This window comes from Campylobacter sp. BCW_6877, from assembly GCF_001762445.1.
Lineage (GTDB): Bacteria > Campylobacterota > Campylobacteria > Campylobacterales > Campylobacteraceae > Campylobacter_D > Campylobacter_D jejuni.
The window spans coordinates 1-21,484 of the sequence record NZ_MJWW01000008.1 but is presented as its reverse complement, the minus strand read 5'-3'; the positions used below and the strand labels follow the sequence as shown (position 1 = coordinate 21,484).

General features: G+C 32.4%; 32 protein-coding genes and 2 tRNA genes. 8 read left to right on the top strand and 26 right to left on the bottom strand.

The features are described from left to right. Nucleotide 1 precedes the first annotated feature (1 nt). Entirely contained in the window at nucleotides 2-2,104 is a 2,103-nt protein-coding gene (topA, locus tag AJ936_RS00480; RefSeq protein ID WP_070273943.1) for a type I DNA topoisomerase, read from the bottom strand. Between the two features lie 174 nt (nucleotides 2,105-2,278). Between topA and AJ936_RS00475 the strand changes: the two genes are divergently transcribed. Continuing rightward, on the top strand, nucleotides 2,279-3,550 hold the full coding sequence (locus tag AJ936_RS00475; RefSeq protein ID WP_044779753.1) for an MFS transporter: 1,272 nt from the start codon (nucleotides 2,279-2,281) through the stop codon (nucleotides 3,548-3,550). Between the two features lie 27 nt (nucleotides 3,551-3,577). On the opposite strand, the gene secY is transcribed toward AJ936_RS00475, so the two are convergent. From secY to rsmA, 24 genes are all read right to left on the bottom strand, one after another. After that, nucleotides 3,578-4,843, bottom strand: coding sequence for a preprotein translocase subunit SecY (gene secY, locus AJ936_RS00470; protein ID WP_070273942.1), 1,266 nt, complete (start codon nucleotides 4,841-4,843; stop codon nucleotides 3,578-3,580). Next, nucleotides 4,843-5,235 carry a 50S ribosomal protein L15 gene (rplO, locus tag AJ936_RS00465; RefSeq protein ID WP_002868266.1) on the bottom strand — a complete coding sequence of 131 codons (393 nt, stop codon included), beginning with the start codon at nucleotides 5,233-5,235 and terminating at the stop codon, nucleotides 4,843-4,845. The genes secY and rplO overlap by 1 nt, the downstream gene beginning before the upstream one ends. A gap of 4 nt (nucleotides 5,236-5,239) precedes the next feature. Continuing rightward, entirely contained in the window at nucleotides 5,240-5,683 is a 444-nt protein-coding gene (gene rpsE, locus AJ936_RS00460) for a 30S ribosomal protein S5 (RefSeq protein ID WP_002779428.1), read from the bottom strand. Between the two features lie 11 nt (nucleotides 5,684-5,694). Next, on the bottom strand, nucleotides 5,695-6,051 hold the full coding sequence (rplR, locus tag AJ936_RS00455; protein WP_070273941.1) for a 50S ribosomal protein L18: 357 nt from the start codon (nucleotides 6,049-6,051) through the stop codon (nucleotides 5,695-5,697). Nucleotides 6,052-6,060: 9 nt separating this feature from the next. Continuing rightward, nucleotides 6,061-6,597, bottom strand: a complete 537-nt coding sequence (rplF, locus tag AJ936_RS00450) for a 50S ribosomal protein L6 (protein WP_070273940.1) — start codon at nucleotides 6,595-6,597, stop codon at nucleotides 6,061-6,063. Nucleotides 6,598-6,675: 78 nt separating this feature from the next. Then, on the bottom strand, nucleotides 6,676-7,071 hold the full coding sequence (gene rpsH / locus AJ936_RS00445; RefSeq protein WP_002860830.1) for a 30S ribosomal protein S8: 396 nt from the start codon (nucleotides 7,069-7,071) through the stop codon (nucleotides 6,676-6,678). A gap of 9 nt (nucleotides 7,072-7,080) precedes the next feature. Continuing rightward, entirely contained in the window at nucleotides 7,081-7,266 is a 186-nt protein-coding gene (locus AJ936_RS00440) for a type Z 30S ribosomal protein S14 (protein WP_002851478.1), read from the bottom strand. Nucleotide 7,267: 1 nt separating this feature from the next. Beyond that, nucleotides 7,268-7,813, bottom strand: coding sequence for a 50S ribosomal protein L5 (rplE, locus tag AJ936_RS00435; RefSeq protein ID WP_002851453.1), 546 nt, complete (start codon nucleotides 7,811-7,813; stop codon nucleotides 7,268-7,270). Between the two features lie 3 nt (nucleotides 7,814-7,816). Next, entirely contained in the window at nucleotides 7,817-8,050 is a 234-nt protein-coding gene (gene rplX / locus AJ936_RS00430) for a 50S ribosomal protein L24 (protein WP_002779437.1), read from the bottom strand. Further along, nucleotides 8,050-8,418 carry a 50S ribosomal protein L14 gene (gene rplN / locus AJ936_RS00425; protein WP_002779438.1) on the bottom strand — a complete coding sequence of 123 codons (369 nt, stop codon included), beginning with the start codon at nucleotides 8,416-8,418 and terminating at the stop codon, nucleotides 8,050-8,052. Before rplN ends, rplX begins: the two co-directional genes overlap by 1 nt. Beyond that, a complete protein-coding gene (rpsQ, locus tag AJ936_RS00420; protein WP_002851549.1) occupies nucleotides 8,418-8,669 on the bottom strand; it encodes a 30S ribosomal protein S17 in 252 nt (83 codons plus the stop codon). Before rpsQ ends, rplN begins: the two co-directional genes overlap by 1 nt. Nucleotides 8,670-8,680: 11 nt before the next feature. Continuing rightward, nucleotides 8,681-8,866: a 50S ribosomal protein L29 gene (rpmC, locus tag AJ936_RS00415; protein WP_002851566.1), complete on the bottom strand. Its 186-nt coding sequence runs from the start codon at nucleotides 8,864-8,866 to the stop codon at nucleotides 8,681-8,683. Beyond that, a complete protein-coding gene (rplP, locus tag AJ936_RS00410; RefSeq protein WP_002779441.1) occupies nucleotides 8,853-9,278 on the bottom strand; it encodes a 50S ribosomal protein L16 in 426 nt (141 codons plus the stop codon). The genes rpmC and rplP overlap by 14 nt, the downstream gene beginning before the upstream one ends. Before the next feature lie 2 nt (nucleotides 9,279-9,280). Beyond that, nucleotides 9,281-9,982, bottom strand: a complete 702-nt coding sequence (gene rpsC / locus AJ936_RS00405; protein ID WP_002851138.1) for a 30S ribosomal protein S3 — start codon at nucleotides 9,980-9,982, stop codon at nucleotides 9,281-9,283. Continuing rightward, nucleotides 9,982-10,407, bottom strand: coding sequence for a 50S ribosomal protein L22 (rplV, locus tag AJ936_RS00400; protein WP_004305840.1), 426 nt, complete (start codon nucleotides 10,405-10,407; stop codon nucleotides 9,982-9,984). Before rplV ends, rpsC begins: the two co-directional genes overlap by 1 nt. Nucleotides 10,408-10,417: 10 nt before the next feature. Next, a complete protein-coding gene (rpsS, locus tag AJ936_RS00395) occupies nucleotides 10,418-10,699 on the bottom strand; it encodes a 30S ribosomal protein S19 (RefSeq protein ID WP_002851509.1) in 282 nt (93 codons plus the stop codon). A gap of 1 nt (nucleotide 10,700) precedes the next feature. Next, complete coding sequence (gene rplB / locus AJ936_RS00390; protein ID WP_002869292.1) at nucleotides 10,701-11,531, bottom strand: 50S ribosomal protein L2; 831 nt, start codon at nucleotides 11,529-11,531, stop codon at nucleotides 10,701-10,703. 1 nt (nucleotide 11,532) lies between these two features. Next, entirely contained in the window at nucleotides 11,533-11,814 is a 282-nt protein-coding gene (locus AJ936_RS00385; RefSeq protein WP_002856384.1) for a 50S ribosomal protein L23, read from the bottom strand. 2 nt (nucleotides 11,815-11,816) lie between these two features. Next, nucleotides 11,817-12,431 (bottom strand): 50S ribosomal protein L4, encoded by a 615-nt coding sequence (rplD, locus tag AJ936_RS00380; protein ID WP_002829330.1) that lies wholly within the window; start codon nucleotides 12,429-12,431, stop codon nucleotides 11,817-11,819. After that, on the bottom strand, nucleotides 12,428-13,003 hold the full coding sequence (gene rplC / locus AJ936_RS00375) for a 50S ribosomal protein L3 (protein ID WP_004305842.1): 576 nt from the start codon (nucleotides 13,001-13,003) through the stop codon (nucleotides 12,428-12,430). Before rplC ends, rplD begins: the two co-directional genes overlap by 4 nt. A gap of 9 nt (nucleotides 13,004-13,012) precedes the next feature. Further along, nucleotides 13,013-13,324 (bottom strand): 30S ribosomal protein S10, encoded by a 312-nt coding sequence (gene rpsJ, locus AJ936_RS00370; protein WP_002779353.1) that lies wholly within the window; start codon nucleotides 13,322-13,324, stop codon nucleotides 13,013-13,015. Nucleotides 13,325-13,521: 197 nt separating this feature from the next. Next, a complete protein-coding gene (locus AJ936_RS00365; RefSeq protein WP_004305844.1) occupies nucleotides 13,522-14,283 on the bottom strand; it encodes a pseudouridine synthase in 762 nt (253 codons plus the stop codon). Nucleotides 14,284-14,318: 35 nt separating this feature from the next. Further along, the gene (locus AJ936_RS00360; RefSeq protein ID WP_079860274.1) at nucleotides 14,319-16,313 is read right to left on the bottom strand and encodes a ribonuclease J; all 1,995 of its coding nucleotides are present in this window, start codon (nucleotides 16,311-16,313) and stop codon (nucleotides 14,319-14,321) included. Further along, nucleotides 16,282-17,082 carry a 16S rRNA (adenine(1518)-N(6)/adenine(1519)-N(6))-dimethyltransferase RsmA gene (rsmA, locus tag AJ936_RS00355; RefSeq protein WP_004305848.1) on the bottom strand — a complete coding sequence of 267 codons (801 nt, stop codon included), beginning with the start codon at nucleotides 17,080-17,082 and terminating at the stop codon, nucleotides 16,282-16,284. The genes AJ936_RS00360 and rsmA overlap by 32 nt, the downstream gene beginning before the upstream one ends. Nucleotides 17,083-17,161: 79 nt before the next feature. Between rsmA and AJ936_RS00350 the strand changes: the two genes are divergently transcribed. The 3 genes from AJ936_RS00350 to AJ936_RS00340 are packed head-to-tail and all read left to right on the top strand — an operon-like array spanning nucleotide 17,162 to nucleotide 18,886. Then, nucleotides 17,162-17,698 carry a purine-nucleoside phosphorylase gene (locus AJ936_RS00350; RefSeq protein ID WP_004305850.1) on the top strand — a complete coding sequence of 179 codons (537 nt, stop codon included), beginning with the start codon at nucleotides 17,162-17,164 and terminating at the stop codon, nucleotides 17,696-17,698. Nucleotides 17,699-17,720: 22 nt separating this feature from the next. Further along, nucleotides 17,721-18,791, top strand: a complete 1,071-nt coding sequence (gene rlmN, locus AJ936_RS00345; RefSeq protein WP_004305852.1) for a 23S rRNA (adenine(2503)-C(2))-methyltransferase RlmN — start codon at nucleotides 17,721-17,723, stop codon at nucleotides 18,789-18,791. Continuing rightward, nucleotides 18,788-18,886 carry a hypothetical protein gene (locus AJ936_RS00340; protein ID WP_002869298.1) on the top strand — a complete coding sequence of 33 codons (99 nt, stop codon included), beginning with the start codon at nucleotides 18,788-18,790 and terminating at the stop codon, nucleotides 18,884-18,886. The genes rlmN and AJ936_RS00340 overlap by 4 nt, the downstream gene beginning before the upstream one ends. A gap of 13 nt (nucleotides 18,887-18,899) precedes the next feature. On the opposite strand, the gene AJ936_RS00335 is transcribed toward AJ936_RS00340, so the two are convergent. Next, nucleotides 18,900-18,976: transfer RNA gene (locus AJ936_RS00335), tRNA-Met, on the bottom strand. A 136-nt stretch (nucleotides 18,977-19,112) separates the two neighbouring features. Between AJ936_RS00335 and AJ936_RS00330 the strand changes: the two genes are divergently transcribed. The 4 genes from AJ936_RS00330 to AJ936_RS00320 form a co-directional block, all read left to right on the top strand. Continuing rightward, nucleotides 19,113-19,200, top strand: a tRNA-Ser gene (locus AJ936_RS00330). Nucleotides 19,201-19,958: 758 nt separating this feature from the next. Further along, complete coding sequence (locus AJ936_RS10440) at nucleotides 19,959-20,267, top strand: hypothetical protein (protein ID WP_250493654.1); 309 nt, start codon at nucleotides 19,959-19,961, stop codon at nucleotides 20,265-20,267. 61 nt (nucleotides 20,268-20,328) lie between these two features. Continuing rightward, nucleotides 20,329-20,493, top strand: coding sequence for a YopX family protein (locus AJ936_RS09820; protein WP_004305855.1), 165 nt, complete (start codon nucleotides 20,329-20,331; stop codon nucleotides 20,491-20,493). Between the two features lie 201 nt (nucleotides 20,494-20,694). Then, nucleotides 20,695-21,484 (top strand): Fic family protein (locus AJ936_RS00320; protein ID WP_070273939.1); only part of this gene is annotated, 790 nt, incomplete at its 3' end.

Here is a 21,484-nt window from a genome sequence, read left to right as displayed (position 1 = left end):
TTTAATCCTTCATTTCTTTTTTAATTTTACACTTTAAACATTCTAAGAATGTACCTTTTTTAAGCTCTTTTATCACTAAAGTTTCGCCACACTCTTCGCATTTTTCTTCGCTTGGTTTGTATTTGCTTATAAAATTGCATTTTGGATAAGCGCTACAGCCATAAAATTTACCGCGTTTTGAAAAGCGTTCTACGATTTCACCTTTTTGACAACTTGGACAAGTAATACCTGTACCATTAGCTTTAGCTTTTGCGGCAGTATTTTCGCTTTCATTTTTACTTTCACTTTTTAAATTTCTTGAATACTTACATTTTGGAAAATTTAAACACGCTACAAATTCTCCAAAACGTCCTTTTCTAATAGCAAGTTCCCCGCCACAATCAGGACAACTTTCACCTAATTTTGTAACAGTTTTTTGACTGGCGATTTTTGTTTTTCCTTCTTCGATTTTTCTCATAAAAGGATAGTAAAATTCTTTTAAAGTTTCTTGCCAATCTGCCTTATCTTCTGCGATTTCATCTAAAGTGTTTTCAAGATTTGAAGTAAATTTGCTATCTACTATATCGCTAAAATTTTTCTCAAGCACTTCGGTTACATTAAAAGCAACCTCGCTAGGAATGAGTTGTTTTTTGTCTATTTTTACATAATCACGGCTTGTAAGTATAGAAATGGTTGGAGCATAAGTAGAAGGACGACCTATGCCTAAACTTTCAAGTTTTTTTACAAGTCCTGCTTCTGAATACCTTGAAGGAGGTTCGGTAAAATGTGAGTTCATTTCTAAATTTTGCACTTTTAAATTTTGGCCTATTTTAAGATTTGGTAAAATTTTATCCTTATCCATATCACCATAAACTTTATAATATCCCTCAAAAAGGATTTTTCTACCGCCTATTTTAAAAACTGCTCTATCATTTTTTACAAATACATTTTGAGTTTGAGAAATAGCAGGATTCATCTGACAGGCTAAAAAGCGATTGTAAATAAGTGTGTAAAGTTTTAACTCATCTTTGTCTAAAAATTTAGCTGCAATTTCTGGAGTAAAACTTAAATTTGTAGGGCGTATAGCTTCATGTGCTTCTTGGGCGCCTTTGGCCTTTGTAGTATATACATTTGCTTTGCTTGGAAGATAGTCTTGGCCAAAATTTGCTTGTATGAATTTTCTTGCATTCTCTATAGCTTCTTTGGCCAAATTTAAACTATCAGTTCTCATGTAGGTAATAACCCCCATCACGCCCTCGTGAGTATTTACTCCTTCGTAGAGTTTTTGAGCTATCATCATGGTTTTTTTAGGGTTAAAACCAAGGCGATTGCTAGCACTTTGCTGTAAAGTTGAAGTCATAAAAGGAGGTGGTGGAGCGATTTTTCTTTCTTTGCTTTCAATGTCACTTATAGTATAAGCTTCATTTTTACAAACTTCCAGTACAAGTTTGGCACGATCTTTATTGATAATGGTAAGTTTTTCTATCTTAGCTTTATCAAATTCAACTAGTTCTGCATCCAAATCTTTTTGAAAAATCATATCTATGCTAAAATATTCCAGTGGTACAAAGGCACGAATTTCTTTTTCACGATCGACTATGATCTTTAAAGCCGCACTTTGAACACGCCCTGCGCTAAGTCCTCTTTGAATTTTTTGCCCTAATAAGGGGCTGAGTTTATATCCTACAATACGATCTAAAAGGCGTCTAGTTTGTTGGGCATTTACAGAGTGCATATCTAATTTTCTTGGATTTTTTAAAGCATTTTCTATAGCACTTTTAGTAATTTCATGGAAAACGATGCGTGGCAAGGTGTTTTCATCTTTTCCTATAGCTTTTGCAATATGATAAGCTATGGCTTCTCCTTCTCTATCCTCATCCGTTGCAAGATAGACTTCTTTGGCATCTTTGGCTTTGCTTTTAAGTTCTTTAACTAAGGCGCTATGATCGCTTGTGATTCTATACTCAGGGATAAATTCATCATCTTCTATTTTAATCCCAAAGCTTGATTTAGGTAAATCTCTAATATGTCCTTTAGAAGCAATCACTTCATAATCTTTTCCCAAAAAATTTCCTATGGTTTTAGCTTTTGCAGGAGATTCTACTATGATTAAATTTTTCTTCATTTTACACCCTTGTTAAATAAAAAGCTGAATTTAGCTAAAATTATTTAAAATTCTACTTATAAAATATATTTTAAAAACAAAACTATCATAACAAAATAAATAAAATATAATTTTAAGTAATTTTAAATACAAATCATAATTTTTGGAGTATAATAAAATAAAAAAGGCAAAATTATGAATGGCAAAACTTATAAATTTCATCCAAATGATACAAAAATGGATAAAAAAATAATTCAAATTACCGAAAAATCCGGATTTAAAGCAGCTGTGTTTTCTATGGCCGCTATGACTATGCTAGGAAGTGTAGTCATTTCATCTGCTCTACCTGCTATCAACAGACATTTTGAAGAACTTTTAACCCAAAGTGGTGCTACTCTTGCTTCAAGTTTCACATTAGCTCATCTTGATATACTTGTTCGCTTAGTTTTAACCATTCCTGCTATTTTTGTTGTCATTTTATCTCCATTCGCTGGTATTTTAATGGATAAATTTGGCAAATTAAAATTCATTCTTCCAGCTATGGTGGTTTGGACTATTTCTGGAGTAAGTGGCTTTTTCTTAAATGATATTTATGCTATACTGACTTCAAGAGCTATTTTTGGTATGGCAACTGCTTTTATAATGACAGGCGCTTCGGCTTTACTTGGAGATTATTATAGTCGCGGTGGCTTTAATCGCAGAGAAAATGCTTTAAGTCTTCAAGGATTTTTTTGTGCGGTAGGGGGTGCTATTTTTATTTCTATTGCGGGATTTGTTTCAAGTTATTCTTGGCGTTATCCTTTTTTGGTGTATGGACTTGGAATTTTAATTACCTTAATGGCTATCATTTATCTTTTTGAACCTAGAAAATTTAAATTCTATAATCATACAAAAATAGAAGCAAAAACAAATTATTGGCAATTTTTCCCTATCTATTTTATAGGTTTTTTTATCATGGTAGTTTATTATATTTCGCCAACTCAACTTCCTTACTATATAGAAGAACATTTAAGATTGGACCCTAAATATATAGGTATTTCGATGTCTGTGTCTGCACTATGTTATGGTTTTTTCTCTCTAAGCTATAGATATATTATAAAATTCTTAAGTATTAAAACTATCTATGTTTTAACTCTTTTTATCGTATCTTGTTCTTTTTTGCTGCTTTTTTTAGTAGATAGCTTTTTCACAGTTTTAATCGCCTTAGCTTTGCTTGGAATGGGCGGAGGTATTATGCTTGTAAATAATACGGCTTATCTTTTTTCAATCTGTCCTGAAAATGCTCGCGCTAGGGCTTATGGAATTTTAGCAAGTTGTATATTTTTAGGACAATTTTTAAGTCCTATTATCTCTCAACCTATCGTTAGGAAAATGGGTCTTGTAGATGCTTTTTTAATATGGTCAATAGTAATTTTTATAGTGTGCATTGTGTTTTTATTTTTAAAGCAAAAACCTAGGATAAATTAGCAAGAAAAATCTTGCTAATTTTATTTATTACAAACCTACCGCACTTAAAGTTTGGTATTTACTCATATAAATTTGAGCTTCAATTTTTCTCATCGTATCAAGTGCTACTTGAACTACAATAAGTACGGAAGTACCGCCAAAATGAAAAGGCACGCCCATAAATTTCACCAAAACCCAAGGTAAGGTTGCAACAAGCCCTAAATAAATAGAACCTGATAAAGTTAAACGAGAAGCCACTTCATTAAGATAATTTGAAGTTCCTTCACCTGGACGAATTCCAGGGATAAAACCGCCTTGTTTTTTCAAATTTTCTGCTATGTCTTTAGCGTTAAATACAATAGAAGCATAAAAATAAGCAAAGAAAATTACAAACAAGAAAGTTAAAATATGAAACAAATAACCATTTGGATTTAAAAAGTCATTAATGGCTTGTAGATAAGGATTTGTACTAGTTTGTAAAATCGTTGTTGGAAACATCAAAATCGCACTAGCAAAAATCGGTGGAATAACTCCACTAAGATTGAGTTTAATAGGAATATAATTCATAATGCGTTTGTTTTGATTTTGCATTACAACTTTACGAGAATAAGAAATAGGAATTCTTCTTTCTCCAAGTTCTACATAAATAATCACGCCTATGGTGATTAAAATCAAAGCAAAAATTGCAAAAGCGGTTAAGAAATTCATCTCACCTGAATTAATTTGTCCTACAGTTCCTGAAATCGCTCTTGGAATACCTGAAACAATACCTGCAAAAATGATTAAAGAAATACCATTTCCTATACCTCTTTGTGTAATTTGTTCGCCAAGCCACATTAAAAGCATAGTTCCTGCAAGCATAGAAATAGCACAAAGTGCGATAAACATATTTAAATCTTCCACCATTATAGCCCCTGCACCACCACGACCATGTAAGCTTTGCAAACCTATAGCAACGCCTATACTTTGAACCAAAGTAATCACAATAGTCGCATAACGGATAATTTGCATATATTTTTGCATACTATCACGTTCTTTTTTCATCTTACCGATATTTGGAAAAGTTGCTGCAAGAAGCTCCATGATAATAGAAGCAGTAATATAAGGCATAATACCTAAAGAAATGATAGAAAAGCGTTCAGCCGCTCCACCACTAAAAACATTAAATAAACCCAAAGCATTGTTTTGATTGTTATTAAAAAATTCCGCAATCACATCAGCATTGACGCCAGGAACTGGCACATAAGCCAGAACCCTATAAGCAAACAAAAATGCTAAGGTGATTAAAATCTTATTCGTCAATGCTCTATTCATTATTTTGATCCGGTGACGCTAATATTCTCGTCTTTGATTTTTGATACTAAGTCTTTTGCACTTACACCAATTAATTTGATTTTATTCACAGATTTTGAAATTTTGTGAACACTTTTAATGCTCTCAAATGTAATTTCACTAAGCTCTTTTACAGCTGTGATTTTTTCAACATTGATTACATAAGGTTTTTGAATTTTAGAAGTAAAACCTACTTTTGGTAGTCTTCTTTGAAGTGGTTGTTGACCCCCTTCAAAACCTCTTTTTTCATTATAGCCTTTTCTAGCAGTTTGACCTTTACCCCCTTTAGTAGCAGTCTTACCCATGCCAGAACCTTGACCACGACCAATTCTTTTAGTTTTATGCGTTGAACCCGCTGCTTTTGTTAAATTCATCTTCTTATCCTTTTAACATTGTTAAAGCTTTGATTGTAGCACGAACCACATTAGCTGAATTATTTGAACCCAAAGACTTGGTTAAGATGTCTTTAATACCTGCAAGCTCCACGATAGGGCGTGTAGAACCACCCGCGATAACTCCTGTACCTTCGCTAGCTGGTTTAAGTAAAATTCTACTTGCGTTGTATTTTACCTCTACATCGTGAGCGATAGTTGAGCCTTTAGTTTTAACTTCAACGATATTTTTAAACGCATCATCAACAGCTTTACGGATAGCATCTGGAACTTCCTTAGCCTTACCATAACCAACACCTACCAAACCTTTACGGTTTCCAACGATAACTAAAGCAGTAAATCTAAATCTTCTACCACCTTTAACAACCTTAGTAACTCTGCCGATATCGACGATTACTTCTTCAAATTCTTCTCTATTATATTTTTCCATCGATTTACCCCTTATAGCCTAATGCCATTTTCTCTTAAAGATTCAGCCAAAACTGCAATAACACCATGATATATATAACCATTTCTATCAAAAACGGCTTGTTCTATCTTTTTAGCTTTTAAAGTTTTAGCAAATTCAGCAGCGATTTTTTTAGCACCTTCTTTATTTGCTTTAACGCCAAGTTTGCGTCCATCAACTGCTACTAAAGTTACAGCTTTTACATCATCAATCGCTTGGATATATAGAGTTCTGTTCGATTTAAATACAGAAATTCTTGGAAAATTTTCACAACCTGAAATTTTCGCTCTAATTCTTTTTTTTCTTTTGATTCTTAAAGTTAGTTTTCTTTTTAATACATTTGCTCTCATATTCTACCCTTACTTCTTAGATGTCTTACCAGCTTTGCGGATAATGCGTTCATCAGAATACTTAACGCCTTTTCCTTTATATGGCTCTGGTGGTCTAAATTCACGAATTTGAGCAGCAACTTGACCTACAACTTGTTTATCACTTCCTTTAACTGTAATAGTATTTTTATCCACTACAATTTCAATTCCTTCCGGAATATCATAATTAATAAGATGAGAAAAACCAAGGCTTAGTTCTAAAACTTTACCTTTTAAAGCTGCTTTATAACCAACTCCATTGATTTCAAGAGTTTTTGAAAAACCTTGAGTTAAACCTACAACGATATTGTAAGCTAAAGCTCTGTAAGTTCCCCAATAAGCTCTACTTTGTCTATCTTCACCTTTTGAAGAAAAAAGAATATTATTATCTTTAATCTCAACATTTACATTTGCTTTAGTATCGAGTTCTTTTGCCAAATTTCCTTTTTTAAATTTAAGCAAATTCCCTTCTAATTTTACTTCTACTCCTGCTGGAATAGCAATCGGTTGTTTACCTATACGAGACATATTTTTCCTTTTTATTTGTCTAGGATATTTCTACTTTTTTAAAAGAATGGATACCCAATGCCATAAAAAGCAGATTTTTTACCAAATAGTACATAAAATTTCGCCGCCAACACCTGCTTTATAAGCTTCATCATTAGCCAAAACGCCACGACTTGTGCTAACTACAATAGTACCATAACCATTTTTAAAACGCTTGATTTCATCTTTACCTTTATAAACACGACGACCGGGCTTAGAAATTCTTTTAAGCTCATTGATAACACTCTTACCTTTTTCATCGTATTTTAAAACTACATTGATAAATTTCTTTTTATCTTCTTCAATAACATTAAAACTCTCAATATAGCCCTTAGCTTGAAAAATTCCAACTAAAGCTTCTACAACTTTAGAATGTAAAAGCTTAGTTGTTTCAAGCTTTCTCATTCCTGCATTTCTGATACGAGTGAGTGAATCTGAAATAATATCATTTATCATATTTTATCCTTACCAACTTGCTTTCTTAAGACCTGGAATCAAACCTTCATTGCCCATTTTTCTTAAGCAAACTCTGCAAATTCCAAAATCTCTATAAACCGAATGCGGACGCCCACAAATTTGGCATCTCGTATAAGCTCTAACCTTAAATTTAGGCTTGCGTGCCGCTTTTGCAATCATTGATTTTTTAGCCATCTTACTTTCCTTTTGTAAATGGCACACCGATAAGTTCTAATAACTTTTGTGCCTGTTTGTCATTTTGTGCTGTTGTAACTATAGAAATATTCATACCATGAGTTCTTAAAATTTTATCATACTCCACTTCTGGGAACATCAACTGCTCATCAAGACCGAAGTTATAGTTTCCGCGTCCATCAAAACCATCTCTACTTAAGCCTCTAAAGTCTTTCACCCTTGGCAAAGCAATAGAAATTAATTTATCGAGAAAAGCATACATATTTTCTTTTCTTAAAGTTACCATTACACCTACAGGAAAACCTTCGCGAACTTTAAATCCTGCAACTGATTTTTTAGCTTTAGTAATTACAGCCTTTTGTCCTGCAATTAAAGAAATAGTATCTGCAACATTTTGCAATACTTTTTGATCTTTAGCCAACTCACCAGCACCTACGCTGATAACTACTTTTTCGATCACAGGGATAAGCATAGGATTTTTAATATCAAATTCTTTAACCAATGCAGGTTTAATGCTTTGATTGTATTTTTCTTTTAATCTCATCATCGCTTACTCCTGAACTTTTGCCACATTGGAAATATCCATTGGCATTTCTTTATTGATAAAACCACCATTTGGGTTTTTCTCGCTCGGCTTAATAGCTTTTTTAGCAATTTTACATCCTTCAACTACCACTTTAAGTGTTTTTGGATATACCGCTAAAACTTTACCTGTTTTACCTTTATCATCGCCTGTGATAACCTTAACGCTATCACCTTTTTTGATTTTTAATTTAACCGCCATTATAATACCTCCGGTGCTAGTGAAACGATTTTCATAAAGCCACCATATCTAACTTCTCTGCCCACTGGCCCAAAGATACGAGTTCCGATAGGCTCTCTTTTGTTATCAAGAATAACCGCAGCATTTTCATCAAAACGAATCAAAGAACCATTATCTCTATGAATTTCTTTTTTAGTTCTAACGATAACCGCTTTTACCACTTGACCTTTTTTAACTTTTCCATTTGGTAAAGCTTTTTTAACGGATGCAACAATCACATCACCTACAGTAGCATATCTTCTTTTGCTACCCCCTAAAACCTTGATACACATTAATTCTTTTGCACCGCTATTATCAGCAACTGCAAGTCTTGTAAAACTTTGAATCATTACTCAACTCCTGTAGCTAATACAGATTTTAAGCGAAATGATTTTCTTTTTGAAAGTGGTCTGCATTCTACTGCAACAACAGTATCACCCACTTTAACTTCATTTCTCTCATCATGAATTAGATATTTTTTAAAGCGTTTAACAATTTTTCTATATCTTGGATGAACCACTTTTCTTTCAACCAAAACACTTGCGGTTTTTTCACCAGCGATTTTAACAACAACGCCTTGAATTTCTCTTTTAAATGCCATTTTCTCTATCCTTATCTTAAAGCGTTAATTGCTGTATTTATTCTAGCAATGTCTTTTTTTACTTGGCTAATCTCTTTTGGATTAGTAAGTTGCATTGTTTTTAGCTTTTGTTTTAAAGTGAATAAAAGCACCTTTTTTTCTTTTAGCATTGTTGCAAGCTCAGCTGCTGTTTTATCTTTAATCTCAGTATATTTCATTTTGGCTCTCTCTTGTAACAAACTTAGTTTTAAATGGAAGTTTATGCATAGCTAAAGTCAATGCTTCTCTTGCCATTTCTTCGCTTACTCCTGCCATTTCATAAATGATACGGCCTGGCTTGATATTCATTACCCATTCCTCAACAGCACCTTTACCTTTACCCATACGAGTTTCTAAAGGTTTTTTTGTCAAAGGCTTATCTGGGAAAACTCTAATCCAAGTTTTTCCTTGTCTTTTAACGAAACGAGTTAAAGCAATACGCGCTGCTTCGATTTGGCGTGAGTTAATGCGTCCTGCTTCAGTTGCTTTTAATGCAAATTCACCAAAAGTAAATTCTGTTCCACGATTAGCATAACCTCTGTTACGCCCTTTCATCATTTTGCGATATTTAGTTCTTTTTGGCATTAACATGATTATTTACCCCTTCTTGTGCGTCTTGGCTTTTTAGCTGGAGCACTTTCTTCAGTTTTTTCAGGTTGCATACCTTTGTGTAATACCTCACCTTTAAAGATCCATACTTTAACCCCTATGTTTCCATAAGTAGTTCTAGCTTCTGCAAAACCATAATCGATTTTTGCTCTTAAAGTATGAAGTGGAACGCGTCCTTCAAGATACCATTCTGTTCTTGCCATTTCAGCACCGCCTAAACGACCAGAAACTGAAACTTTAATCCCTTTAGCGCCTGCTTTTTGCGCGCCTTGAATTACTTTTTTCATTGCTCTTCTAAAAGCAATTCTTTTTTCAAGTTGAGTTGCAACACTTTCAGCAGCAAGTTGAGCTGAAGCTCCTGCTTTTCTTTCTTCTTTGATATTGATATTTACATCTTTACCGATTAAATCTTGCAATTCTTTTCTTAAATTATCAACATCACTACCTTTTTTACCGATGATGATACCTGGTCTTGCAGCAACTACAGTAACGCGAAGTTTTTTAGCAGTTCTTTCTACTAAAATTTGGCTAATTCCTGCGTAATAAAGTTTTCTTTTTAAGAAAGCTCTGATTTTGTAATCTTCACCGATATTTTCTACTAAATTTGCTTTAGTTGGAAACCATCTTGATTCCCAGTTTCTATTGATTCCTAGTCTTAGACCAATTGGATTAACTTTTTGTCCCATTAGCTTTCCTTTTTCGCTGTTGCTTTTTTAGTGCTTGTTGTTTTTTTAGCTGGAGCTTTTGTTGTAGTAGTTTTTTTAGCTACTGCTTTTTTCTCTTCAGCTTTCACTTCTGCTTTTGCCACTTCTACTAAAATATGTGAAGTTGGTTTTCTAATACGACTTGCACTTCCTCTAGCTCTTGGTCTAAATCTTTTCAACACCGCAGCTGCATCCACGCGACAACTTTTTACAACCACTTCGTTTGCTTCAAAGCCACCATTTGCTACTGCACTTGAAATTGCGTTTGCGATATATTTTGCACCTTTATTTGGCATAAATTTTAAACTAGCCATAGCTAATTCTGCATTCATCCCCTGAACTTCCCTAGCAATCAATCTTGCTTTAGTTGGAGATAATCTTATGAATTTAATTAATGCTTTACTCATATCTTATCCCTTACTTACCAATTTTCTTTTGCACAGAGCCTTTATGCCCTTTAAATGTGCGTGTTGGAGCAAATTCACCAAGCTTATAACCGATATGATTTTCAGTAATATAAACTGGAATAAAGCTTTTACCATTATGAACATTAAATGTAAGTCCTATCATATCAGGAGTAATTGTGCTTCTTCTTGACCAAGTTTTAATTGGTTTATTATCATTAGCCTTTTTAGCAGCGATGACTTTTTTCATTACATGATCATCAACAAAAGGACCTTTTTTTAGTGATCTAGCCATCTTACTTTCCTTTTCTTCTTGAAATTATTAGCTTATCGCTAGCTTTTTTACGACGAGTTTTCGCACCTTTGGTTGGTTTACCCCATGGAGTTACTGGATGACGGCCTGAATTTTTCTTACCTTCACCCCCACCGTGCGGGTGATCTACTGGGTTCATAGCAGAACCACGAGTTTGTGGACGGATACCTCTATGGCGATTTCTACCTGCTTTACCGATAGTTACATTAGCCCATTCTTCGTTACCTACTTCGCCGATACTTGCCATACATTCAGCTAAAACTTGTCTCATTTCGCCGCTTGCAAGTCTTAAAATAACATATTTTTCTTCTTTACCCATAAGTTGTGCGTAAGCACCCGCAGAACGAATCATTTGACCGCCTTTACCTGGCTTTAACTCAACATTATGAACAATAGTACCCACAGGAATGTTTTTAAGTTTCATTGCGTTACCTGGTTTAATATCAAGTCCGCTTTCAGCAGCTGCAACAATATCGCCAACGCTTAATCCACGTGGTTGAAGAATATATCTTTTTTCCCCATCTTTATAAGCAATCAAAGCAATTCTACAATTTCTATATGGATCATACTCGATTGCTTCTACTTTGCCTTCTATACCAAATTTACGGCGTTTAAAATCAATAATTCTGTAAAGTTTTTTAGCACCCGCTTCTTTATGACGACTTGTAATTCTTCCATAGCTATTACGACCTGCGTGCACTGGAAGTTTAACAAGTAGTGAGCGCACACTTGGTTTAGCTGTAATATCTTCAGAACTTAAACCTGTGATATATCTTCTACTTGGAGTATATGGTTTATAAGTTTTAATTGCCATCTTAAGCCTCCGTATTTTCTAAGCTAACACCTTCAGGTAGCTTAACATAGAATTTTTTGTAATCGTTTCTTTGACCTAAACGACCTCTAAAACGCTTAACTTTTCCATCCATTCTTAATGAATTGATGCTTTTTGGAGTTACACCAAAATACTCTTTTAAAACCGCTTTTAAGCCTGTTTTAGTCATCTTTGGTGAAGTTTGAATAACTACGACACCTTGCTCTTGCAAATTCAAACTTTTTTCTGTGTAAAGTATAGTCTTTATATCAGTAATATCTGCCATAATTATCCCTCTTTTGTAATAGATTCTAACGCTGATTTTTCTATGATAACAGCATTAAATACAGATACTAAATAAGCATTTACTTCAGTTACATCAACTACATAGCAATTTGCTAAATTTCTGTAAGCTAAAAGTGTTTTTTCATCTAGTAAATCTTTAACGATTAAAGCATCTTTGACGCCAAGTTTTTTAATCACAGCGTTTGCATCTTTTGTTTTACCACTTTCAATAGCCAAAGAATCAGCAGTAAATAACACACCTTTAGCTGCTTTATCTGCTAAAGCTCTTTCAAGCGCCAATCTTTTTTGTTTTTTATTTACTTTTTGGAAGTAGTTTCTTTCATTTGTTGGACCAAAAGCAACCGCACCGCCTACCCAAACGTTAGTTCTTGTTGAACCCGCTCTAGCACCGCCACGACCTTTTTGTCTCCAAGGTTTTTTACCACCACCGCTTACATCACTTCTACCTTTAGTATGAGCTGTATTTGCTCTTAAACTTGCAAGGTAAGATTTTACATATAAGTAAAGATTGTGTGGATTTACTTCCGCATATTTTGAAGGTAAATCAAGTTCACCTGCTTTTTCTAATTTATCATTTAAAACAACTACTTTACTCATTTTGCAATCCTTATTTTACCCATAGCACCATTATAACCTGGTACTGCACCCTTAACTACTAAAATTTTGTTTTCAGCATCATAAGATACAACTTCGTTTTTAACGGTTACTTTAGTATTTCCATAGTGTCCTGCCATTTTCATACCTGGTTGAACACGACCTGGCCATTCTCTATTACCAATAGATCCGTGGCGTCTATGAAATCTCGAACCGTGACTTGCTGGACCCCCTGCAAAGTTATGTCTTTTCATAACACCGCTATAACCTCTACCTTTGGTGTTAAAGCTTACTTTTAAAATTTTTGCTTCATTTAATGGAGTTTCATCTAAATCTCCTGCTTCAGTATTTGCTACTTCTAAAGTCGCAAATCTATTGTATTCTGCAGAAAGATTATACTTTTTTTGTTGTCCTGCGACACATTTATTACTTGCTTTACCTTTTGGATATGCTACTAAAGCCTTTCCGCCTTTAACCTCACATACTTTTGCATTTACAACTCTTAGTAAAGTTACAGCGATACTTGGATTAGTAATTGTTCTGCTCATTCCGATTTTTTCTACAATATATTCCATATCTTATCCTTACTTACCCATAGCTCTTACTTCAACGCTTACTTCTGGCGCTAAATCAAGCTTAGTTAAAGAATCAACTGTATCTGGAGTCGCTGCTACTATATCTAGCATACGCGCGTGAATTCTTATCTCAAACTGCTCACGAGAATCTTTGTTAATGTGTGGAGATTTTAAAACTGTATAGCGTTTGATTTTAGTAGGCATTGGTATCGGACCTCTGATATCCGCACCTGTTCTTTTAACAGCTTCTACGATTGCTGCAACTGTTCTGTCTAGTACTCGATGGTCATAAGCTTTTAGCTTAAGCCTAATTCTTTCCATAATATTTCCTTTAAAAAGAACTCGTTAGTTAAAAACTAACCAATTTATAAAAATTGAAATGAGAGTATATAAAATCTTGTTTTCAAAGTCAAGGAATTTGATGAAATTTTTCTATTATTTTCCTTTTAAAAAGGATAATAATAGAATTTTTAGAATTTAAAAATTATCATTATTTTTTAAATTTTTGTATATAATGATCAATATCTTATTTCATTAAATTTTAAAAAATCTCTTAATTTTTCATATTCGCCATTTTCCAAATAGCGATATTTTCCCGCTTTTAACATACCAAGATCTAAAGCCCCAAAAGCAACACGCTTAAGATCCATAACCTCAAGATCAAAATGCCCAAAAAAGCGTCTAAGCTCTCTATTTTTACCTTCATTTATAACCACTCTAAGCTTGGTATAACCTCCACTTGATCCAAAAATTTCAAAGTCTATAAAAGGAGCAAAACTCATAGAGGTGATTTTGGTTTTTACATGTGCGCCTTTTTTTTCATTTTTAATCTCAAATCCATTTTGCATTGCCTCGATGACTTGTTTGCTCACCATACCTTTAACTTTAAGATAGTATTCTCTTTCTAAATCACTATGCATTAAAGCATCAGCAATCACAGGAGAATCTGTAAGCAAAAGTAAGCCTTCACTTGCATAATCCAGCCTACCTACGCTAAGCCAAGTGCTAAATTGTCTTGGCAAGGTATCGTATATGGTTTTTCTTCCACGATCGTCTTTTTTACTGACAATTTCACCTTTTTGTTTATGGTAGATTATCACGCTAAATTGTGTTCTTTTTTGCACTCTTTTACCTTTAACAAAGACTTTATCATCAAATTTAACCTCATCGCTTAAAAGGGCAATTTTGTTGTTTATTTTTATTAAGCCTTGTTTGATAAGCTCATCAGCTTCACGACGTGAATAGCAGGTATTATGGGATATAAATTTATTAATTCTCATTTGATCTTCCTTAAAAAGGGCGTTTTTGCCCTTTTTTACATTACAAAAATAGTTGGAACTATGGTTGGGTATTTTTTAATCTTTCTAAAGATGTGTTTTCTTAAAACTTGGCGGATTTGATTTTCTAAAAATCTTGGATCATTGAGTACTTCATCTTTAACATTGATGAAAAACTGTCCTAAAACTTCAGCCATATCTTTGCTAAAAGCATGATCGTGTTTGTCAGCTACTAGCCCATAGCTAAATACTCTTGGCTTGTTGATCAGTGTTTTTGTAGCTTTGTCAATTTGTGCGATAATAACTACTATACCACTATCTGCAAGTTTTTGGCGATCTATAACTACATCATCGGCGATTTGTTTGTTGATTTGATTATCTACAAAAACTTTACCTGTTTTTACGGTTTTTATGCGTTTGACATATTTTTGACAAAGTTCTACTTGATCGCCATCACTCATAAGATAAATATTTCTTTCAGGGATACCGCACTTCATTGCTGTTTCTTTGTGTTTGGTGATATGGTTGTATTCCCCATGAACCGGTAAGAAAAATTTAGGTTTAGTAAGAGTTAGCATAAGTTTTTGCTCTTCTATACTAGCGTGTCCGCTTACATGAATTTCGCTAAATTCTTGATACGCTACTTTAGCTCCTGCTTTTAAAAGATAATCAAGCACAGCAGAAACACTTGCTTCATTTCCTGGTATAGCTTTAGCTGAAATGATCACTTGATCTGTAGGTTTGATTTTTATAAATTTATGCTCATCTGTTGCCATTCTATAAAGCGCACTCATGGTTTCGCCTTGACTTCCTGTGGTTACGATAAGCACTTCATTGTCTTTGTATTTGCTTACTTCATCAGCATCGATGAAAATTTTTTTATCAAGTTTGATGTAGCCTAATTCCATAGTGGTATAAAGATTTCTTTCCATAGAACGACCGATAACGCAAACTTTTCTACCGTATTTTAAACCATAAGCGATGGCCTGATAAACGCGGTGGATATTAGAACTAAAAGTACTCATGATCACCCTGCCTTTGGTGCGTGCAAAAATTTGATCAAAAGTTGGTCCTACAGAGCTTTCACTTTTTGTATAACCTTCTTTATAGGAATTTGTACTATCACTTAAAAGACATAAAACCCCTTCTTCTCCATAATGTGCCAAACGCCCTAAGTCTGTTGGATAGCCATCAATTGGAGTTTGATCGATTTTAAAATCACCTGTGTGGATAATAGTTCCTGCTTTTGTCTTGATCGCAAGTGCTGAAGCATCAATGATAGAATGCGTGATATGGATCCACTCTATATCAAATTCACCTATTTCATAAACTTTGCGTTTTTCTACAGGGCGAAACCATTTGCGTTCTGCTTTTAAGCCATGTTCTTCAAATTTGTTTGAAATCATTCCTAAAGCCAAAGGCGTAGCGTAGATAGGAAATTGAAATTCTTTAAAGAAATAAGGCACCGCACCGATATGATCTTCGTGTGCATGGGTGATCACTATACCACGAATTTTATCTTTAATTTTTCTTACATAATCAAAATCAGGGATGATAATATCTACCCCATGCATAGTCCCATCTGGAAAACTCATACCTATATCTACTATAATTGCGTCTTTATTGGTTTCAAAAACACTGATATTTCCACCAATTTCCCCTAAGCCCCCTAAAGGAGTGATGCGGATTTTATGTTCGCTAGAATTATTATATTTTAAAGGGTGCAAGCGGTTTTCATGTGAAACACGGTTGGCTTCTATACATTCTGCAAGAGCGATTTGCCAATCTTCATTGCCTGTGAGTTTTGAAGGAAGATTACGATTTTTCTTCTTTTTTTTCTCAGTTTTATTTTCTGAGTTTTCAGAATTTTCCTTGTTGGAATTTTGATCGATTTTTGGAGTATCATTTTCATTTTGCAAAGAATCAACTAATTTTTTTCTACGATTTTTATATTTATAGCGTTTATTGTTTTTTGAATTTGAGTTCGGATTTTGTTCGTTTTTATTTATCTCTTTGTTTTCGTCCATATTCATCCTTTAATTTGTCATAAATTTTAAGGTATGAATCAACGCAAATTTCATGTGGTCTGATGTTTTCTTTTAAGCCAAGAGTGCTTAAAACTTCTAAAACTTTTGCTTTATATGTTTTTAAATTTCCTAAGAGTTGTTTTCTAGGAGCTTTAAAACAGTCTTTTAGAAAATTTTTGAAATTTTCTATTTCACAAAGTTCATCAAAATCCTTAGTTTTAATCAAACTCATCACCGCTGACACAACTTTTGGCGGCGGATTAAAACATTGTGGATCAACATCAAAAAGCATTTTTCTTTCGCAAATCATTGCACTTAAAACACCTAAGGAAGAAAACTCACTATTTCCTTCTTTAGCGCAGAATTTTTCAGCCATTTCTTTTTGCACCATTACAATAAGCCCTAGACAATTTTTATCTTCTAAAGCTTTTAATATAATGTGACTTGCAACATAATAAGGCAAATTTGCAACCAAAAAATATGGTTTTTCATCAAGACTAGGATTAAAAGCTTCGCTTGCGTCTTGATGGATCAAGTTAAATTTTCCACATTCAAGTTCTTTTTGAAATTTCTTTTTTAAAATAGGTATGAGATCATTATCGATTTCATAAGCTTTTACTTGAGAAATTTTTAAAAGTTCTTGCGTTAAATCACCTAAGCCAGGCCCAATCTCAATGATATTGTTCATCTCTTTGGGTATGGCTTGGATGATTTTTGCTAATACGCTTTTATCGATTAAAAAATTTTGTCCGTATTGTTTTTTTGCTTTAACCATAAGAAATAATTTTATCTAAAAATTCTTAATTAAGTCTTTTTAGGTAGAATTATTTTTATAAAATTTCATAAGGATCAAAATGATTGTTTGTGCGGGTGGAAATGAAAATTTTTCTTTTGCAAAAGCTATAGGTATAGGTTTGGTTGAATCAGCTTTTCATTTGGGTCAACTTTGCTTAAAAGAAAAACCATCAAAACTCATATTTATAGGAACTTGTGGGCTTTATGATAAGGGGGAAATTTTAGAAATTTATAGAAGTTCATGTGCTTTTAATGTAGAATTTTCTAAAATTTCACATGCTTTTTATACTCCTGCAAAATATGAAATTTGCTTAGAAAAAGAAAATGTTTCTCGTGAAACAATCAAAATCAATTCTTCAAATTATATTTGTCAAAATTCAAAAGCAGCAAAAGAATTTTCGAAATTAGGTTTTTTTGCAGAAAATATGGAAGCCTTTTCTGTTTTAAGCGTAGCTCAAAATTTAGATATTGATGCAGAGTGTATTTTGTGTGCGACAAATTTTTGCAATGAAAATGCTCACGAAGATTTTATAAAAAATCATCAAAAGGCGAAAGAAAAATTAGAAGAATACTTAAAAAAATATCACTATATTTAAAAATTCAAAAAGGAAAATAATTTTGAAAGAGCTTGTTAATATTTTAGATTTTTTACCCGAAGAATTAGGAGAAAAAATCAAACCGATGTTTCGCGTGAAACAAATTTATCAATGGATTTATCAAAAATACGCCAATAATTTTTCCGATATGTCAAGTTTATCAAAAGATCTACGTTTAGAACTTGCGCAAAATTTTCATTTCTCTCCTGTAAAATGTGTTAAAAATGAGCAAAGTAAAGATGGAAGTATAAAATATCTTTTTGAACTCGTTGATGGTTTAAGGGTAGAAAGTGTGCTTTTGCCTATGAAAGAAGAAAAAATAGACACAGAAGGCAAAAGAATTTCTCATGCAAGATACACTATCTGTGTTTCTTCTCAAGTGGGTTGTAAAAGTGGATGTAGTTTTTGTCTTACTGCCAAGGGTGGTTTGAAAAGAAATTTAAGCGCAGGGGAGATAGTCGGACAAATTTTATGGATCAAAAAACAAAATAATATCCCTTATGAACGCCGTGTAAATATAGTATATATGGGTATGGGCGAGCCTTTGGATAATCTTAAAAATGTTTCTAAAGCGGTAAAAATTTTAGCACAAAATGAGGGGCTTGCCATAAGTCCCCGCCGTCAAACCATCAGCACTAGTGGTTTAGCAAAACAAATCAAAGAATTAGGTCAAATGAACTTAGGTGTTTTACTTGCTATATCATTGCATGCGGTTAATGATGAGCTTCGAACCGAACTTATGCCTATCAATAAAGCTTATAATATCGCTGCGATTATGGATGCGGTGCGTGAATTTCCTATAGATCAAAGAAAAAGGGTAATGTTTGAATATCTTTTAATTGATGGTATCAATGATAAGCTTGAACACGCTAAAGAATTAGTCAAGCTTTTAAATGGCATTAAAGCCAAAGTGAATTTAATACTCTTTAATCCACATGAAGGAAGCTTATATAAACGCCCTAGTTTAGAAAATGCGATTAAATTTCAAGATTTACTCAGCAATAAAGGTGTAACTTGTACTATAAGAGAAAGTAAAGGGCTTGATATCTCAGCTGCTTGCGGACAGCTTAAAGAAAGGGCGAAAGAACAATGACAATGCTAGATATTTTTGAAATCGTTTTTATAACAGCTGTTGTGATTATAGGTTTTGGCGGAATTGTTTTTGTAGTAACAAAAGAAAAAAAATAATTCTTACACTTAATGGTGTCAAGGGGGAGACTTGAACTCCCGACCTCCGGCTTATGAGACCAGCGCTCTAACCAGCTGAGCTACCCTGACTAAAAATAAAAATATAATTATACTACTTTTTACTAAAAATTTTCTGATTTTTTTAAAAAATAATTTTATTTTCAATATTTACAAAATTTCTTTATTTTTAAAGCTTTTATTAGATATAATAAAAGCTTTATTTCATAGACAGGTGTCCGAGCGGTTGAAGGAGCACGCCTGGAACGCGTGTAAAGTGCAAGCTTTCGAGGGTTCGAATCCCTTCCTGTCTGCCATTCTTATTTTTAATATTTAAAAATTATTGTTCTGTCAAAAGTTATTTTATTGTTTACAAATTCTTAAATTTTTGATAAAATATTAAAAATTTTATTTATTAGGTTTTTTATAATGCTACAATCAAGACTTTTGATGAATTTAAAAGAAATAGGAATATCTTTTATACCAAAATATTTTTTCAAATAAATTTAGATAAAATTTTTAATGATATTTTAAAATACAATATTAAAGACTTAGAAGAAATACAAACTCGAGTTAAATATTATAATCAAATAAATGAATTTTTTACACCTACAGCAAAGGAAAAAATAGGAAAATTTCCTTTTAAAGACACCTCTTATGCTTTTGATGCTTATGAAATCAGTAAATACTTTAAAGATGAATTTTTATGGAATAAAGAATTTGGCGATGTAAGACATACTTTTAAAGAAGCAACTATTTGCAAATCAAGATCTTTGGAAAATAATATAAATAATATTTTATTAAAACTTGATAAAAATAGGCATTTTTGCTTTTTAAAAGATAACATAAACTATGAAAATAAAAAGGATATAGCAATATTTAGAGGAGCAGTATATTAAAAACATCGAAAAGAATTTTTTGATTCTTATTTTGATAGAACTTTTTGCGATATAGGAGATACTTCAAAACAACCTAGCCAATGGAAAAAAACTTTTTAAACAAAAAAGAACAAATGAAATATAAATTTATAATTTCTTTAGAGGGTGGCGATGTAGCAAGCAACTTAAAATAGGCTATGAATTCTAATTCTTTAGTTTTAGCTCCAAAAATAACTTGCGAAACTTGGTTTATGGAAGGAACTTTAAAACCAAATTATCACTTTGCTTTGATTGATAATGAGAATTTGTCAGCAGTAATTGAATATTTTAAAAGTCGCCCAAAAGATGCATTGGAAATTATTAATAATGCTCATCAATATATTAAGAAATTTTTAGATAAGAAAAAAGAATTCCATATAGGAATTTTGGTTTTGACTAAATATTTTTATTATTCTAGACAACTTGAACTTAACAAAAAAAGAGATATTTTAGAATTAATCAAATAATTTTTCATAAAATAAATCTTTTTATACATTTATCACAGCTTATCATTTTTGGCAAAAATATATGGGTATTGTTAAATTTGGGAAAAATGGTTTTGTGCTTACATCGAATATAGATGAAGATGCGGAACAAGGTGGAGAAATAACTTATTATGAAAAATATTATTATAATTTTGAAATCGTAGGCAATATCTATGAAAACAAGGAGTTATTAGAAGTTAAGGAGTGAAAATTTTATAATATAATACTATATAATATAATATTGATTATCTTTGGAATAAAAGGAGAAAAAATGAATAACAAAAGAAAAGTTAGGGAATTTCTGTCTTATATGGAGAAATATCTGTTTTTTGTATTGGGATGGTTAAATTAATAGAAAAATTGATAAAATAAAAAAATATTCTATCATTATAAAAAATAGGAAAAGAAAATGAATTTAAAAGATGTTCTAAAGGAAATTGATATTCTAAAAGATTTTTTGAAAGAACACAAACTAGCTTTTGAAACTAAAAAATCACTAGAAGAAGATTTTAAATTAAGATATACAAATGATTCTAATGCAATCGAAGGGAATACACTTACCTTATTTGAAACAAAAGCAGTGCTTGAAGGTATGACTATTGCAGGAAAAAGTGTAAAAGAACACTTAGAAACCATAAACCATTCACATGCTATTGATTTTATGTTAGAACTTGCAAATGCTAATACAATTTTAAATGAATTTGATATTAAATCTTTACATCAAATTATTTTACAAACAATTGATATAAAGAATGCTGGAGTATATAGAAAGGCTAATGTAGTGATTAGCGGTGCAAAACATATTCCACCTGATTATTTGAGTATTGATTTTGAAATGAAAAACTTTTTAAATTGGTATGAGAATGAAGCACAAAATTTACACCCTATTATTAGAGCTTCAAGAATACATATTGACTTTGTTAGAATACACCCATTTATTGATGGTAATGGAAGAATGTCAAGGCTTTTAATGAATTATGAGCTTGTTAAAAATAATTATCCACCTATCAATATTAAGTATTCTTCAAAAGAAGAATACTTTCAAGCTTTGGAAGAAGCTTGTTATTATAAAAACTTTGAAAAATTTGACACAATAGTAATAAAAGAAGTTAAAAATGAACTAGAAAAAAGAAAACATTTCGCTCTAAAAAATGAAAAAAATGAATATCAAGAAAATTTAAAAGATAAAATAAGAAGGA